We start from the raw sequence: 16,084 nt of genomic DNA, 5'->3' as shown, positions 1-16,084 counted from the left end.
TGTCCAGCTGTTGGAGAACGCTTTCCGCAGGCTCCGTCCGCCTACGTCCCCGCAGGAGTTCCCCATGAGTGCACCACCCCGTCGACGCCGGTTGGCCGCCGTACTGGCAGCGCTGGCACTAGCCGCTCAGATACCACTGCCAGCTCACGCTGCCGAGACAGTCCACCGCTTCGACTTCGGTACGCCGGACAGCCCGGTGGCCGAGGGGTACACCGGCGTCGGAGCGCTGCAGTACGACGCCACCCGCGGCTACGGCTTCACCGACCCCAGCAAGGTGTCGTCGACCGACCGCGGCGGCAGCGATCCGGTCCGCCAGGACTTCGTCACGGTCGGCAGTACGTCGTTCCTGGTGGACCTGCCGAACGGCGACTACACCGTCTCGCTGGTCGCAGGCGACACCACCGAGGCCAGCGAGATCGCCATCACCGCCGAGAAGATGGCCAAGGTCCAGCTGACCGCCAAACCGGCCGGTGAGTACCTCAGCATGACCTTCCCGATCTCGCTGGTCGACGGGCAGCTCAACCTCGACTTCGCCGGTACGGCGGCCAAGCTCAACTCGCTCGTGATCAGCCGGCTGCCGGCCCGGACCGCCGGCGCGAAGCCGACCGTGTTCATCGCCGGTGACTCGACGGTGCAGACGTACGACCCCGGGTTCGCGCCGCAGGCCGGTTGGGGTCAGATGATCAACCGGTTCTTCAGCGGTGACGTGCTGTTCGTCAACAAGGCGATCGGCGGCCGCAGCTCGAAGAACTTCATCAGCCAGGGCCGCCTCGACGAGATCCTCGGCGCGATCCGGCCGAACGACTACCTGTTCGTCCAGTTCGGCCACAACGACGCGACACAAGGCGTCGACGACCGGTACGCCTCACCCGCGGACTACAAGGAGTACCTGCGGACCTACGTGCACGGCGCCAGGCAGCGTGGAGCGATCCCCGTCCTGGTCACGCCCGTGTCCAGGCGCAGCTTCGACCCGGTGACCCTCAAGTTCAACGTGAGCTTCCCCGAGTACGTCGGCAAGATGAAGGAACTCGCGGCCGAGGAGAACGTCGCCCTGGTCGATCTGTCCGCCTCCAGCCGCGCGTACTTGGACGAGATCGGCCCCGAGGCCGCGAAGGCGGTCTTCCTGCATGTCGATCCGGGCGTCTACCCGGGCCGCCCGAACGGCACAGTCGACGACACTCACTTCCAGGAGTACGGCGCCATCCAAATGGCCAGACTGGTTGCCACCGGTGTGGCCGGACTGGACGTCCCGATCGCACGGCAGGTGGTCGAGGTGGAGCCGCCCGCGAACGTACCGGCCGCACCGACCGGACTGATCGCCACCAGCATCTCCAACGCCGGCGCGACGCTGAAGTGGACGGCCGCGGCAGGCGCCGACATCTACCGCATCTACCGCAAGTCGAACACCGACTACGCCTTGGTCGGTACGACGACGACCGCCAGCTCCGTCGTCCAAGGGCTGGCCGAGGGGCAGGCGTACTCCTTCCGCGTCACCGCGGTCAACGGGCGTGGCGAGTCAGCGCCTTCGGCGGAGATCACCTTCACCACCAAGCGCGCGAAGTACAAGTTCGACTTCGGTCCGGTCGGCTCGCCGGTTGCGGCCGGCTACACCGAGGTCAACCGGACGATGACATACACATCGCAGCGTGGCTTCGGCTTCACCCAAGCGCCGGCGGCACTGGCCGACCGCGATCGGGGCAGTACGGCGGGAGTCCCCAACGATCTGCAACGCGACTTCGTGCTGTCCGCGAGTCCGTTCGAGTTCAAGCTCGACGTACCGAACGGCACGTACATGGTGAAGACCTACAGCGGTGACTGGATCGGCACCAGCCGGACCGACTTCGCCATCGAGGGTCGCGCGTCGGGTAATGGCAACGCCGGCCGGGCCAGTGTGACCGAGCGGCTGCACGGACCGGTCTCCATCGGCGACAGTCAGCTGAACGTCGTCATCAGCGGCACCGGCGCCCGGCTGAACGGCATCGAAGTCACACCGTTGCTCGTCGCGCCGAGCGGGGTGACAGTTGAGACCACGCTCTCGACCGTGACCGTTGCCTGGACGGCGGCCGACGATGCGGCCGGCTACCGGGTGTACCGCCAAGGTCCGGAAGACTCCAAGCCGGTCAAGATCGCGGACACCACCACCCCCGGGTTCGTGGACACCACGGTCGTCGCGGGCCTGACCTACGACTACTCCGTCACCGCGATCGACAACACCGGCCTGGAGTCGGTGCCTTCGGCAACAGTTCGCGCAGCGGTGATCGACCCGAACGTGCCGGTGCCGGCCGCGCCGACGCTGCTGAAGCTGCAGAACATCGACAAGAACCAGCTCGCCCAGCACTGGCAGCCGGTGGCCTCGGCGTCGACCTACCTCGTCGCCCGTTCCGAGACTCCGGACGGCACCTATCGGGTGATCGGCCGGACGACCGAGAAGTCCTTCACCGACAAGGACGTCCTGACCACGATCAAGTACTACTACCGTGTCTTCGCGGTCAACGCAGGCGGTGTATCGGTGCCGTCCGCGACGCTGGTCACGCCTGCGGTGACGGTGCTGAAGCGTCAGGCGGAGTACCTCGACCGGGCGCCGTCCGCCGTACCGACTGCTGACGGCAAGGTGCTCGTCGGCTGGCGGTTGCTGGGGACGGACCGGCCGGGGCTCGGGTTCAACGTCTACCGTGACGGTGTCCGGATCAACGCCAAGCCGATCAAGACCTCGACGAACTTCCTCGATGCCGGTGGTACGGCGACCTCGCGCTATCTGGTCACCGCGATCGACGACGAGGACGAGGAGCCGGTGACGGCGGAGTTCGGCACGTGGGCGAAGAGCTACTTCTCCGTGCCGCTCGACAAGCCGGCCGACGACTACACCAAGGACGGACAGCCCTACAGCTACAGTGCGGGTGACGCCAGTGTGGGTGACGTCGACGGTGACGGCAGCTACGAGATCATCCAGCTCTGGACGCCGTCGAACGCCAAGGACAACTCGCAGGCGGGCTACACCGGCCTCGTGTACGTCGACGCCTACAAGCTGGACGGCACTCGGCTGTGGCGCATCAACCTGGGGCAGAACATCCGCGCAGGTGCTCACTACACGCAGGTCCAGGTGTACGACCTCGATGGCGACGGCCGGGCCGAGGTGACGATGAAGACGGCCGACGGTACGACGGACGGCGCCGGGACCGTGATCGGTGACCCGAACGCCGACTACCGCAACAGTTCCGGCTACGTGCTGACCGGACCGGAGTACCTCACTGTGTTCGAGGGACTGACCGGCAAGGCGCTCGACACCGTCGACTACACGCCACCGCGTGGAGACGTCGGATCGTGGGGCGACACATACGGCAACCGGGTCGACCGGTTCCTGGCCGGTGTGGCCTACCTGGACGGCGAACACCCGAGTGTGGTGTTCTCTCGCGGCTACTACACCCGCGCGGTGCTGGCGGCGTACGACCTGGTCAATGGGAGGCTCCAGCAGCGGTGGGTGTTCGACTCCAACGACCAGGGCAGCGAAGGCGGCTACGGGATGGGCAACCACAACCTGTCCATGGCGGATGTCGATGCCGACGGCAAGGACGAGATCATCTTCGGCTCGATGACGGTCGATGACGACGGGTCGCTGCTCTACAGCACGGGCCTGGGACACGGGGACGCGTTGCACGTGTCCGATCTGATCCCGGCACGACCAGGGCTCGAGGTGTTCGCCGCGCACGAGGACATGGCCCACAGCGGCAACCGTGGTGCGACCATGCGGGACGCCCGGACCGGGGAGATCCTGTGGGACATCCCGGCCAATCGCGACACCGGCCGGGCCGCGGCGGGTGACATCGACCCGCGGCACCCGGGTGCGGAAGGCTGGGCGGTCGGCGGTGACGCGGCCTGGAACTCACGCGTCGGACAGCTGAAGTCGTCCACCGGTGAGTTGCTGTCGACAACCATCCCGGCGGCCAACTTCCTGGCCTGGTGGGACGGCGACCCGCTGCGCGAGATCGTCGACCACGACTGGGACGCCGCGACCTCGACCGGTACGCCGACGATCGCCAAGTGGGACTGGCAGACGCAGACCGTCGGAGTGCTGCTCACCGATCCTGGTGCACGGTCCAACAACAGCACCAAGGGGACGCCTGCGATCCAGGCCGACCTGTTCGGTGACTGGCGGGAAGAGATCGCCTGGCGCAGTGCGGACAGCTCCGAGTTGCGCATCTACAGCACGCCGTACGAGACCGACCGGCGCATCCACACCCTGATGCACGACCCCGTCTACCGCCTCGGCGTCGCCTGGCAGAACACCTCCTACAACCAGCCACCCCACACCAGCTTCTTCATCGGCCAGAACATGCTCCAGCCAAAACAACCGAACATCGTCTACACCCGATGACGCCGTGGACGCGCCTCCCGCCCGGGAGGCGCGTCACCGGTAGGTGATCTGGCGTTCGGCGGCGGCGCGGGCGGCGTACTCGGCGGGGGTGAGGCCGATCTGCTGCTTGAACTCCTTGGAGAAGTGGGCCTGGTCGAAGTAGCCGAGTGATGCGGACAGCTCCGCCAGCTCGGCTACTTCGCCTTGGGCCAGGAGCTCGGCACCGTCGTGGAGGCGGTACCGGCGGAGCACCCACTTCGGGCCGACGCCGACGTACCGCCGGAAGAGGCGTTGCAGCGTCCGGATCGGGATGCCGAACTGCTCGGTGATCTGGTCCACCCGCGCCACCGACCGGTCCGCCGCCATCGTGGTCACGATCTCCCGGACCACTTCGTACGACGGATCCGGCGGAGCGAGGTGATCGCGCAAGAACGCCTCGAACACCGCACGACGCCGTACGTCGGAATCCTCGGCGAACACCAGGTCCGCCAGCCGGTCGCCGTCCGGGAACACCGCGGTCAGCGGCAGCACCTGGTCGCGGAACGACGCCACGTCGAGCCCGGTCACCGCCCCGAACCCACCGGCCCAGAACTTCACCCCGAACACGCGACCGCGGCCGACCAGCTCACGCTCGAACTTGCGGGTGCAGACCCCGTTCACGAACGCGCCGCCCGGCTGCTCGAACGTCACGTTGACACTCGGGAACGGCAGCACCTCGGCCGTGTACGGCTCGTCCAGATCCCACTCGACGATCCAGTACCACTCGACGAACCGGCCGGTCTCCGCCCCGGCCGCAAGCCGGCTCAGGGTCCGGTGCCGGGCCTGCTCCCGCGGATGCAGGATGCCCTTCTCACTGTCCGACGGCGTGGTCAATCTGGCTGTCGCTTTCTTACAAGACCCGGTGCGGCGTGGACGGGTTGACTAAGTGCCATGACGACGAACACGGTAAACCCCATCCCCGACGGTTATCACTCGCTGACCCCGTACCTCGCCGTGGCGGACGGCCCGAAGGCGATCGAGTTCTACCAGTCGGTGTTCGGGGCCGAGGTGATCAGCCGGCAGGACATGCCGGACGGGCGGGTCGGTCAGGCGGAGCTGAAGTTCGGGAATTCGATGCTGCAACTGAGCGACCAGATGCCGCAGATCGGGCTGCGGGCGCCGAACGGCGAGTGGGTGCACTCGTCGCTGGTGCACTACGTCCCGGACGTGGACGCGACGTTCGCGAAGGCGGTCGAGGCGGGCGCGACGCCGGTGGAGCAGGTGCAGACGTTCATGACCGGGGACCGGTACGGGACGGTGATCGACCCGTTCGGGCACCGGTGGGCGATCCTGACGAAGGTCGAGGACGTGTCGCGCGAGGAGGCGGACCGCCGGGTGAAGGAGTGGCTGGCCTCGAACCCGGAGGACCTTCAGTAGGTCCGCGCACGAGCCTGTTCTCCGCAGAGAACGAGGAAAGCGGCCCGCCGGAACCGTCCCCTGCGGCAGTTTCGGCGGGCCGCTGACTAAGAGTGTGCACGCGATCACGGTATATGGCAACCATTCAGTGATGAACACTTACTTCAAGTGATCGTTTCAGCCCCGTGGACGGTGATCGGCCGGCCGGACCTCGTTCCGGTAGGCTTTGGTCGCAAGAGCCTGGATGCGTCAGCGGATGAATGTCCGGTGAACGTCTCCGGGCTTCACCGTTTCCAGCGTTCGGCTGTCGCGGACTCGTGAGGTCGTCAGCCGGCGCGTGAAGAGGAGGGCTGAGATGCCCGCAATCGTGCTCGTCGGCGCCCAGTGGGGCGATGAGGGCAAAGGCAAGGCGACCGATCTGCTCGGCAACACCGGCACCGCGATCGACTACGTGGTCAAGTTCAACGGCGGCAACAACGCCGGCCACACGGTCGTGATCGGGTCCGAGAAGTACGCGCTGCACCTGCTTCCGAGCGGGATCCTCACTCCGGGCGTCACCCCGGTGATCGGCAACGGGGTCGTCGTCGACCTCAGTGTGCTGTTCGAGGAGCTCGACGCGCTGCAGGCCCGTGGGGTCGACACGTCCCGGCTCGTGGTCAGCGCGAGCGCTCACCTGATCCCGCCGTACAACCGGACCCTCGACAAGGTGACCGAGCGGTTCCTCGGCAGCCGCCGGATCGGGACCACGGGTCGCGGCATCGGGCCGACGTACGCGGACAAGATGAACCGGATCGGCATCCGGGTCCAGGATCTGTACGACGAGAAGATCCTCGAGCAGAAGGTGACCGGCGCGCTGGAGCAGAAGAACCAGCTGCTGGTGAAGGTCTACAACCGCCGCGCGGTCGAGATCGCCGAGGTCCTCGACGAGCTGCTCGGGTACGCCGACCGCCTCAAGCCGATGGTGGCCGACACCAGCCTGCTGCTGAACAAGGCGCTGGACGAGGGCAAGACCGTGCTGATGGAGGCCGGCCAGGCGACCCTGCTGGACGTCGACCACGGCACCTACCCGTTCGTCACCTCCTCGAACGCGATCTCCGCGGGCGCGTGCACAGGCTCCGGGATCCCGCCCACTCGCATCGACCGGGTGATGGCCGTCGTCAAGGCCTACACGACCCGCGTCGGTGAGGGCCCGTTCCCGACCGAGCTGCTGGACGCCGACGGTGAGTGGCTGCGGCAGCAGGGCGCCGAGTTCGGTACGACGACCGGCCGGCCGCGTCGATGTGGCTGGTACGACTCGGTCATCGCCCGGTACGCCGCCCGCGTCAACGGCGTCTCCGACTTCGTCCTGACCAAGCTGGACACGCTGACCGGCCGCGAGAAGATCCCGGTCTGTGTCGCGTACGACGTCGGTGGCGTCCGGCACGACGAGATGCCGATGACCCAGACCGACTTCCACCACGCGGTCCCGGTCTACGAGGAGTACGACGGCTGGACCGAGGACATCTCCGGCTGCCGCAACTTCGACGACCTCCCGAAGGAAGCCCAGACCTACGTCCGCGCCGTCGAATCCCTCAGCGGCGCCCGCATCTCCGCCATCGGCGTAGGCCCCGAACGCACCCAAATAGTCCGGCTCTGACAGCCAGCGCGAACCGCCGAGATGAACTCGGCGGTTTGCCTTGGTCATACCGCGGTCATACCATGCTTGTGTGGCGGTGAAGAAGAAGACCTTGTCCTTCGACGAGGAACTGTGGGCCGCCGTCGAACGGCGGGCTCATGCAGCGGGCACGACGCCCTCGGCCTACGTGAACGCGTTGGTGGCCAAGAGCGAGCGCTTGTACCGAGGTTTGAAGTCGGTGTCGGACTGGGAGTCCGAGCACGGCGCACTGACCGCGGACCAGCTCGACTGGGCGGACCGGGCGCTCGCGGAGGCTCAGCGCGAGGCCTCCGGCGACGGGGTTGCGGACTCCGGGAGTTCGAACGCGTGACGCAGTTGGTCTATGACGCCGGTGCGCTGATTGCCGCCGAGCGAGACGACCCTCGCCTGTGGGCGATCCACCTCCGGGCGCTGATGCGGGGCATCGAGCCCAGCGTTCCAGCCGCCGTGCTGGCCCAGGTCTGGCGGAGTCACGAGCAGCGTGGGCTTCGGCGGCTCATCGACGGGTGCGACGTCGTGCCGCTCACTCAGGACCTGGCCACCCGAGTCGGTGAGTTGCTGGCTGTGGCCAACCGCGCGGATGTGGTCGATGCGCAGGTCGTGGCCTGCTGCTTCGAGTCGGCGGCGACCTGTGTGACTTCGGATCGAGGCGATATCGCGCACCTCGCGGAGGCTGCACGCAACGGGGCTTGGCGGGGCAACACCCGATGGAAGCTGCCGATCATCTCGCTCTGACCGCACCTACCTACGTCAGCGGCCGATGAAGGGGAGGTCGCGGATGAAGGGGGCGTCGCGGAGGTCGTCGAGGGTGGGGCGGGTGTTGAGGTCGGGGGTCTGGATGGGGGTGCGGGCCCAAGTGGAGCCCTCGCCCTGGGTGGCGTTGTAGAAGGTCAGGGCGCCGAGGGCGAGGAGTACGGCGGCGACGGTGGCGGAGAGCCAGCGCGGGCGGAACGCGGTGCGGGCCGCGATGTGGGCTCCTCGGCGGAGCGAACTGCCGCCGGGCCCCCACCAGGCGAAGAAGAGCGCGGTGAATGCCGCGCTGCCGAAGCCGATCGCTGACAGCGGCTGCCATTCGAGGCCGCGTGCGGTGGCGACGACGCCGGTGACGATGCCTCCGACGACCACTCCGGTCAGGAGCGGCAGGATCAGGCACGGCAGGGTGATCAGAGTCGCGGTGACCAGCTGCAGCGGAGTGGAGGCCGCGGCAACCACACCGTCGGAGCGACCGGCCCGGCCACGCATCTGACGACGTCGCATCAGCGCGGTGCTGGCACGGTCGACCGTACGCGCGATCACGAACAGCACCACCGTCACAAGCGAGCCGAGACCCGGGTAGAGCGCGACGAGCCCGGTCAGCGCCACCATCAAGCCCACGACCACAGCAGTGCGCTTGCCCGTGGCGGGAGCCCGCTGCGGCTTCCCCTCGTACGGGTTGGCCGTGTACGGCGCACCGTCCTGGAGTTGCGGTGCACGCTGCTCGTACGGCGCAGGCGGCTGACTCTGGTACGGCGGGGGATACGGCGGCGAGCCCTGGTACGGCGCCGGCACCGGACTCTGGTACGGCGAAGTCGGCGGAGCGGCGTAGCCGGGAGAGCTCTGGTACGGCAGTGGCATCGCAGCCGGAGCAGCCGCGGTCGGCGCCGGACTATACGTCGCGGGGTGAGCACCAGCCGGGTAGCCAGACGCACCGCCCAGACCACCACCCGCGCCGACCACACCGCCCAGCGCACCACCAGCAGCGGCCGCTCCTGCTCCGCCCACCGCAGCCCCACCCGCCGCGGCTGCCTTTCGGCTCGCGGCTGCTTCGCGGAGCTTGTCCCGCAGAGGTGTGAACACGGACAGCGGTGGGATCACCGGTGGAATCAGCTCCGCCACCTCCGCCGGCGACGGATCGCCTGAACCATCCGACTCCGGCATGACCCGGGTCATCTGGGCGGTGGGAGGGCTGAGCTGGACGGCCGCGGGAGCGACCACCACCGTCGGCTTCTCACGTGACGGCAACGCGTCGCGCCCCTCGGCGTACCGGCTGAGGCCGGTCATGATCTCGTCCTCCGTCGGGCGGTCACGTCGGTCCGGGGACAGCGCAGCGGCGAGCAGTGGCTTCAACCGCGGGTCCAGCCCGTCCAGGTCGGCCTGGCCGGTGTGCACCCGGTGCAGCACGGCCTCGAACGGCCCTTTGCCGAACGGACGCCGTCCGGTCGCCGCAAAGGCCACAGTGGCGGCCCAGCCCCACCAGTCCGCAGACTCGGACACCGTCTCGCCCTCGATCAGCTCGGGTGCGAGGTAGCCTGGCGTACCGATCACGAGACCGGTCTGGGTGAGCCGCAGGTCGTCAGCGGCCTGGGCGATGCCGAAGTCGATCATCACCGGCCTGCCGTTGAACATCATCACGTTGCCCGGCTTGAGATCGCGGTGGATCACTCCAGCCGCGTGAATAGCCTGCAGTGACTCCGCCAGGCACCCGGCCACCGGCAGCCACTTGCGCGGCGTCAGCGGTCCGCGCTCATCCACCTGCTCGTCCAGCGGGCGGCCTGGTACGAACCGCGTGACCAGGTACGGCTGGTCGCCCTCCAGGTCGTGGTCGAGGATGCCGGCCACACCGGGGTGGTTCACTTTCTGCAATGTGGTCGCTTCGCGCTGCAACCGGGCGCGCGCGGTCGGGTCGTGGGCGACGTGGGGTCGCAGCACCTTGAGGGCGACCTCTTGGTGCTCGGGTCCTTCGGCCAGGTAGACGACACCCATGCCGCCCTGCCCGAGCCGCCGGATCAACCGGTACGGCCCGACCCGCTCCTCCACCTCCTCCACCGGGGTGGAAGGAGGTCCCCCTGTCACTGACATGCCATCTACGGTACGTCGGCAGCAGACCAATCCGGCGTGATGACCTCTGGGGTAATCGTCTGGACTCACACCGTGCCGGAGTCTTGTCGCATCCGACCAGCGAGGAGGCCCCCATGAAGCACTACGCGATCGCCAATCTGCGCAACGTCCGCCTCGGTCCGGGCATCACGGAGTACCTCGAGCGCATCGACGCCACGCTGGCGCCGTACGACGGTCACTTCATCGTGCACGGCGGGCAACCGGAGTACATCGAGGGCACCTGGGACGGCGCGCTGATCGTGATCGAGTTCCCCGACTACGACCACGCCCGCGGCTGGTACGACTCACCGGCGTACCGCGAGATCCTTCACCTGCGCACCGACAACTCCGACGGGGTCGCGATGATCGTCGAAGGTGTCGACCGCACCCACAAGGCCAGCGACGTACTGGGCTGATCCGGGTGGCCGGATTCTTGCGAATGGCAGCCGTTCGGTCACTGGTCGTGGCGAGTGTCGAGTGCTGGTGTTCGACGGGCTGGACGAGTTGGACGTGAGCCACGATCGAGTACACCCGCGGACGGGACCTCCACGTGGTTGCCGCAGGCGACTAGTCAGCGACGCCGGAGCAGGACTCCGCGGCTGCCACGCTTTCGGAGCAGGGCGCCGGAAAGGTCTTCCAGTCGGGGCGGGACCAGCTCGATCTCATCCTCGACCGACCACGTGGTGGGCCAGACCTGCCGGGCGAGCTCGCCGGCCTCCATCGCGACGAACAGGTGATCGGTCGGGAACCGATCGAGCAGGCTCAGGTCCTGGCCGTAGTACAGGACTTCGATCAGCAGGTACGCCGAACCCGTGAGTCGCGCGGTGGTGGCGAGATCCTCGAAGCTGTGTGGATGGATGCGGACATCACCTCTGACGTTGGCTCGCAGTCGCTCGAGGAACCGTTCATTCGGCTCGGTCGCGTCGACGGAGTACCCGTCGGCCAGCAGTCGTTGCGTCAACGCACCCTCATGCGCGCCCACCTCGATCACGCGCCCCGCGATCGGATCCAGGTGACGCCGCAGCCACGCGACCGTCGCGTCCAGCCGCTCCTGTTCGTACGGCGATGCCGCGACCTCGACCGGGTCGAGTACGACCGGCGTACCCGCCGTCATGGTGTGCCGGACCGGACCCCCGATCGCGGTCTTGAGGTCGAGGGCCCAGCGGCCGTGGGTGGTCCGGGTGTCCGACGGGTGGTGGGTCCAGACCGTGAACGGGATGGCCCCGGCCTCGCGGGCGATCGCGGCGGCCGCGGTCGCCGGTGAGAACGGCTTGTCGCTCTCACCGGAGCTGGCTTTCAGCGCCGCGATCGCCGCGAGACGGCCCTCGAGCGGGATGTCGGCGGCCAGCTTGAGATAGACACCACGCTCGGCCGCGAGCAGGTGGACCTCACGGCCATGGGCCGGGTCCAGGACGGACAGGAAGTCGGTGACGGCATCTTCGGGACGGACAACTGCGAGGACGTCAATCATCCTGATCCAGTTTACGCAACGTCCTTACCGAAGTTTGTCGACCGTGTGTCGATCAGTTGACGAGTTGTGGATAGCTGGCGGTGATGTCCTCGGACAGGCGGGCCTTGGCGTAGCGGGCGGTGTCATCGGCGAGGACTTCGTGCGCTCCTGCCTCGATGCCGTCGAGAGCCTGCTTGGCGATGTCCTCGGGGCGGGACTTGGGGGCGGTGACCGCGGTGACCATTTCGGTGTCGACGTACCCCATGTGCAGGCCGGTGACGCCGATGCCGCGGTTCAGCAGTTCGAGCCGGATCGCGTTGCTCTGCATCCAGAATGCGGCCTTCGTCGCCGCGTAGGCGCCGTGCAGGGCGAACCAGGACAGGGCCGAGTGCGCATTCAGGATGTGGCCGCCGCCGTTGCGCTCGATCACCGGAACCAGCGCGCGGGTGAGATTGAGCGGTCCGAAGAAGTTCGCTTCGAAGACCGCGCGGATGTCCTCGATCGGCGCGTCGAGGTAGGTCTCCGGCGAGGTCGCGCCGGCGTTGTTGATCAGGACGGTGACATCCGGAACGGCCGCGACCAGGGCGTCGATCGAGGCTTGGTCGGTGATCTCGAGCGGCAGCGGCACGACGCGGGGATCGCTGCTCGGCTTGGGATCGCGGGCGGTGGCGTAGACCTTCGCGACACCCCGGTCGAGCAGGTCCGCGACGATCGCCTTGCCGATCCCGCGCTGCCCGCCGGTGACCAGGACGACGGCGCCTTCAAGTGTGGTCATGGGGAAACTCCTTCATGGAAACCGATCTGTTTCCATGAGAGTAAACCGATCGGTTTCGTGATGCAAATCCAGCCGGTACCCTCGTTGCATGACTGTGTTGATGGCCGGGCCTCCGGCGCCGGCGGGGTCATGGGGCTGTGGCTCCCGTCCTTCCCTCGTCACTCCGGTCGCTGTGTTGAATGCCACGCCTCCGGCGCGGCGGGTCATGGAGCTGGAACTCCCGGCCTTCCCTCGTCGCTCCAGTCGCTGCGCTCCCTACGCTCCTCAGTCCAGGCCGGGAGGCCCCATGACCGGGCTCCCTCCGCTCCTCAGTCCAGGCCGGGAGGCCCCATGACCTCGGCGACACCCCGCGAGCGGCTCCTGGACGCCGCGGGCGAACTCTTCTACCGCGACGGCGTCAACATCGGTGTGGACGCGCTCTGCAAGGCGGCCGGGGTGTCGAAGAAGTCGATGTATCAGCTGTTCCGCTCCAAGGACGAGCTGATCGCGGAGAGCCTGGCCAGCCGCGGCCCGTCGTACCAGACGCTGCTGCACCCGGCGTCGGAGGCCGACCGGCCGGCCAGAGAGCGGATCCTGTCGGTGTTCGAGCGGCAGGACCAGATGGTTGCGGAGGGCAATTACCTCGGCTGCCCCTTCGTGAGTACGGCGGTCGAGCTGAAGAACCCGGAACACCCGGGCTCGGTGGTCGCCCGTCACTTCAAGCAGCAGCTGACCGACTTCTTCCACCGCGAGCTGGTGAAGGCGGGCGTTGACGATCCGGGCACGCTGGCGATCCAGCTGACGATGATCTTCGACGGCGCCAGCGCCCGCGCGGTCGTCCGCGCGCAAACACTCGGCGGGATCGGCGTCCAGACCGCCGCCGCCCTACTGGACGCCGCCGGCATCCGCTCCAGCGAGCTGGCGACCCAGGCGGTCTAACCCAACCGGATCGCCCGCCCGCCGTCCCCGTGCCGGCCGTGGTGTCCGTCGGGTGGGCAGTGCGGCCAGTTCGGTGCCGGCCAGCAGGAAGGCGCCGACGCCGAAATCGGTGCGGGGCGGCCTGGGCACCGATCACGGACGGTAGTGCGAAGGTGGCCAGGACGGCGGTTCCGCCGGTCCGGAACCGGCGTCGTGTCTTGGGAGAAGACCTCACTCTGTTCCGCGGGAACGGGACAAATTCACAGATTGTTCCATTGTGAATTTGATGCTTACTGGGATCTTGACGTGATCACCGTCCGTCGTCAAACTTTCGCAAAGACCCTGCGCTAGTGGGGGAGCGCAGGTGTCCTACCGCCCCGAAGAACAGGACACCGCCCATGCGAAAGAAACCCCTGGTCTTGGCTGCTGCGTGTGCCGCGCTGGTTGCCGGGACCCTCAGCAGCCCAGCAGTTGCCGCTCCGAAAGCCGAGCCCATGGCCGTTCAGGCGCCCGCCGTGTTCACCCACCCCGGTGTCGGGGTGAGCGGGGCGCAGCTGGACTTCGTCCGCGCCAAGGTGCAGGCCGGTGCGCAGCCTTGGACCAACGCGTTCAACCAGGCGAAGAACAGTAGCTACGCGTCATTGAGCCGTACGCCGAAGCCGCGAGCGGTGGTCGAGTGCGGGCCGTACTCGAACCCCAATTACGGCTGTACCGACGAGCGCCAGGATGCGATCGCGGCGTACACCGACGCGGTGCTGTGGTACATCACCCGCGACGATCGCTATGCCCAGAAGGCGATCGAGCTCATGGACGCCTGGTCGGCGACGATCCGCGACCACACCAACAGCAACGCGCCGCTGCAGACCGCGTGGTCGGCGTCGTCGTGGCCGAAGGCCGCCGAGATCATCAAGCAGGCCTACGGCAACTGGCCGAACGCCGGCCGGTTCGCGACCATGCTGCGCAACGTCTACCTGCCCGAGATCATCAACGGCTCGAACTCCAACGGGAACTGGGAGTTGAGCATGACCGAGGCGATCCAGGGCATCGGCGTGTTCCTCGAGGACAGGGCCGTGTACGACAAGGCGATCGCGTTGTACCGGGTCCGGGTGCCGGCCTTCGTCTACCTGGAGTCGGACGGCCCGCTGCCGAAGACGAAGCCGAGCCAGAACCTCGACACCCGCGAGAAGATCGTCAACTACTGGCACGGGCAGGAGACCTTCGTCAACGGCCTGACGCAGGAGACCTGCCGCGACTTCACCCATACCGGCTACGGCATCTCGTCGATCTCGCACGTACTGGAGACCTCACGGATCCAGGGCATCGACCTGTACCCGGAGTTCGGTGCGCGGCTGCAGCACGCGCTCGGCTTCCAGTCCCGCTGGGAACGCAACCTCGAGCCGGTGCCGTCCTGGCTCTGCGGCGGGTCCGTGCACCGCGGCCTCGGCCCGATCACCGAGGTCGGCTTCAACGCCCTGCACACCCGCCTCGGAATCACGATGACAAACACCGAGGCGCTGACCGAGTCCGGCCGCCCGGCCGGCACCAACAGCCTCTTCGTAGCCTGGGAAACCCTCACCCACGCCGAAAACCCGTCCTAACCCCCGGCCGGGAAGACCGACTCCCCGGCCCATCACGCCATCAGTCCGCCCCAACCGCTCCCTGTCCGCCCCGCCGTACGCCGGGTCAGCCCGCAGCCGACCTGCCGTCTGTCGGCTGCGGCCGCGCGGTCGATGGCGGGTTGTTTGACAGGTGGCGTGTTGTAACGCGGCAGTGGTCACATAACCGGCTAGCGAGCGTCAGATCTGGGGTTCGCCGCGTTTCCAGTAGCCCTGGAAGGAGATGGCGGTTTTGGGTATCCCGACCGTGTTGACCAGGTGGCGGCGTACTGACTTGATCATCGATGACTCGCCGGCGACCCAGGCGTAGTCGGCGTCGTACGGGAGGTCGGTGGTTTTGAGTGCCTCGAGCAACGACTTCGGGCCGCCGTCGGGGGTCGGCGCGATCCAGGTGATGTCGGCCGTGCCGGGGGTCGGCAACGGGCGGATGTCGCGGAGGTCCGGGACCTCGACGAACACGGTGGCGTGGACCGTGGCCGGCAGTTGCTCGAGGATTCCGGCGAGGGCCGGCAGTGCGGTCTCGTCGGCGATGAGCACCCGGCGGATGCTGGTGGCCGGCGGGACGTAGTCGACGCCGGAGTGCAGCAGGCCCTTGGTGCTGGTGGTGTCGACCGCGAACGGCAGGATCAGGCCGAGCTGGTCACCGGGCCTGGCTTCGCTCACCCAGGCGGACGCGGGTCCGTTGACGCCGTGCAGGACGAACTCGATGTCGATTTCAGCGACCTCGGGCCGGAGTGCGCGCACCGTGTACGTCCGCATGATGAAACGCTCTTCGACGGGCTGTGCGCACCACTCGGTGTACCAGTCGGGGCCGGACGGCAGCTTGAGCTCACTGCCGTCGGGCGGCGAGAGCAGCACCTTGATTCGCTGGTCCGGTCCCGCGGTGACCGCCTCCGCGATCCGCGGTGCGACGAACGTCACGCGGCGCAGGTGCGGGCTGAGGTCGTCGACCGCCGCCACGGTGGCGAGGACCGAGTCGAAGAAGATCGGCCGCTCGAGCACAGTCGTCATGCTGGTTTCTCCAGATAGATACGGCCCCACCCCGCCGCCCCGGTCAGGAATCAGTGCAGGGGGAGACTCAGATGCGGAC

The 16,084-nt window shown here is 67.8% G+C and carries 13 protein-coding genes; 8 read left to right on the top strand and 5 right to left on the bottom strand.

Going from position 1 to position 16,084, the window contains the following annotated elements:
• The first annotated feature begins 64 nt into the window (after window positions 1-64).
• Window positions 65-4,372: a fibronectin type III domain-containing protein gene (locus AB0F43_RS27455; RefSeq protein ID WP_360482752.1), complete on the top strand. Its 4,308-nt coding sequence runs from the start codon at window positions 65-67 to the stop codon at window positions 4,370-4,372.
• Between the two features lie 33 nt (window positions 4,373-4,405).
• On the opposite strand, the gene AB0F43_RS27450 is transcribed toward AB0F43_RS27455, so the two are convergent.
• Window positions 4,406-5,224 (bottom strand): helix-turn-helix transcriptional regulator, encoded by an 819-nt coding sequence (locus AB0F43_RS27450; RefSeq protein ID WP_360482749.1) that lies wholly within the window; start codon window positions 5,222-5,224, stop codon window positions 4,406-4,408.
• 57 nt (window positions 5,225-5,281) lie between these two features.
• On the opposite strand from AB0F43_RS27450, the gene AB0F43_RS27445 reads away from it, so the two are divergent.
• The 4 genes from AB0F43_RS27445 to AB0F43_RS27430 all read left to right on the top strand — a co-directional run bounded on the left by AB0F43_RS27445 (window position 5,282) and on the right by AB0F43_RS27430 (window position 8,135).
• Window positions 5,282-5,767 (top strand): VOC family protein, encoded by a 486-nt coding sequence (locus AB0F43_RS27445; protein WP_360482746.1) that lies wholly within the window; start codon window positions 5,282-5,284, stop codon window positions 5,765-5,767.
• Window positions 5,768-6,101: 334 nt separating this feature from the next.
• Complete coding sequence (locus AB0F43_RS27440) at window positions 6,102-7,382, top strand: adenylosuccinate synthase (RefSeq protein WP_360482743.1); 1,281 nt, start codon at window positions 6,102-6,104, stop codon at window positions 7,380-7,382.
• A 70-nt stretch (window positions 7,383-7,452) separates the two neighbouring features.
• A complete protein-coding gene (locus tag AB0F43_RS27435) occupies window positions 7,453-7,731 on the top strand; it encodes a hypothetical protein (protein WP_360482740.1) in 279 nt (92 codons plus the stop codon).
• The gene (locus AB0F43_RS27430; RefSeq protein WP_360482737.1) at window positions 7,728-8,135 is read left to right on the top strand and encodes a PIN domain-containing protein; all 408 of its coding nucleotides are present in this window, start codon (window positions 7,728-7,730) and stop codon (window positions 8,133-8,135) included. Before AB0F43_RS27435 ends, AB0F43_RS27430 begins: the two co-directional genes overlap by 4 nt.
• Window positions 8,136-8,150: 15 nt before the next feature.
• On the opposite strand, the gene AB0F43_RS27425 is transcribed toward AB0F43_RS27430, so the two are convergent.
• Window positions 8,151-10,238, bottom strand: a complete 2,088-nt coding sequence (locus tag AB0F43_RS27425; RefSeq protein WP_360482734.1) for a serine/threonine-protein kinase — start codon at window positions 10,236-10,238, stop codon at window positions 8,151-8,153.
• 113 nt (window positions 10,239-10,351) lie between these two features.
• Here AB0F43_RS27425 and AB0F43_RS27420 point away from each other — a divergent pair, with 113 nt between their 5' ends.
• The gene (locus AB0F43_RS27420; protein WP_360482731.1) at window positions 10,352-10,672 is read left to right on the top strand and encodes a DUF1330 domain-containing protein; all 321 of its coding nucleotides are present in this window, start codon (window positions 10,352-10,354) and stop codon (window positions 10,670-10,672) included.
• 155 nt (window positions 10,673-10,827) lie between these two features.
• On the opposite strand, the gene AB0F43_RS27415 is transcribed toward AB0F43_RS27420, so the two are convergent.
• The gene (locus tag AB0F43_RS27415) at window positions 10,828-11,727 is read right to left on the bottom strand and encodes an SAM-dependent methyltransferase (protein WP_360482728.1); all 900 of its coding nucleotides are present in this window, start codon (window positions 11,725-11,727) and stop codon (window positions 10,828-10,830) included.
• Between the two features lie 52 nt (window positions 11,728-11,779).
• Window positions 11,780-12,481 carry an SDR family oxidoreductase gene (locus AB0F43_RS27410; RefSeq protein WP_360482725.1) on the bottom strand — a complete coding sequence of 234 codons (702 nt, stop codon included), beginning with the start codon at window positions 12,479-12,481 and terminating at the stop codon, window positions 11,780-11,782.
• A 330-nt stretch (window positions 12,482-12,811) separates the two neighbouring features.
• Here AB0F43_RS27410 and AB0F43_RS27405 point away from each other — a divergent pair, with 330 nt between their 5' ends.
• Both AB0F43_RS27405 and AB0F43_RS27400 read left to right on the top strand, forming a co-directional pair.
• Window positions 12,812-13,399 carry a TetR/AcrR family transcriptional regulator gene (locus AB0F43_RS27405; protein ID WP_360482722.1) on the top strand — a complete coding sequence of 196 codons (588 nt, stop codon included), beginning with the start codon at window positions 12,812-12,814 and terminating at the stop codon, window positions 13,397-13,399.
• A gap of 377 nt (window positions 13,400-13,776) precedes the next feature.
• Window positions 13,777-14,976, top strand: coding sequence for an alginate lyase family protein (locus tag AB0F43_RS27400; RefSeq protein WP_360482719.1), 1,200 nt, complete (start codon window positions 13,777-13,779; stop codon window positions 14,974-14,976).
• Window positions 14,977-15,174: 198 nt separating this feature from the next.
• Here the strand turns inward: AB0F43_RS27400 and AB0F43_RS27395 are convergent, their stop codons facing one another.
• Window positions 15,175-16,005, bottom strand: a complete 831-nt coding sequence (locus AB0F43_RS27395; protein WP_360482716.1) for a siderophore-interacting protein — start codon at window positions 16,003-16,005, stop codon at window positions 15,175-15,177.
• Window positions 16,006-16,084: the final 79 nt, after the last annotated feature.

It is taken from the genome of Kribbella sp. NPDC023972 (assembly GCF_040639075.1).
Classification (GTDB): Bacteria; Actinomycetota; Actinomycetes; order Propionibacteriales; family Kribbellaceae; genus Kribbella.
Note: the sequence above shows the minus strand (reverse complement) of the source record. Positions and strands in the feature narration are given on the sequence as shown.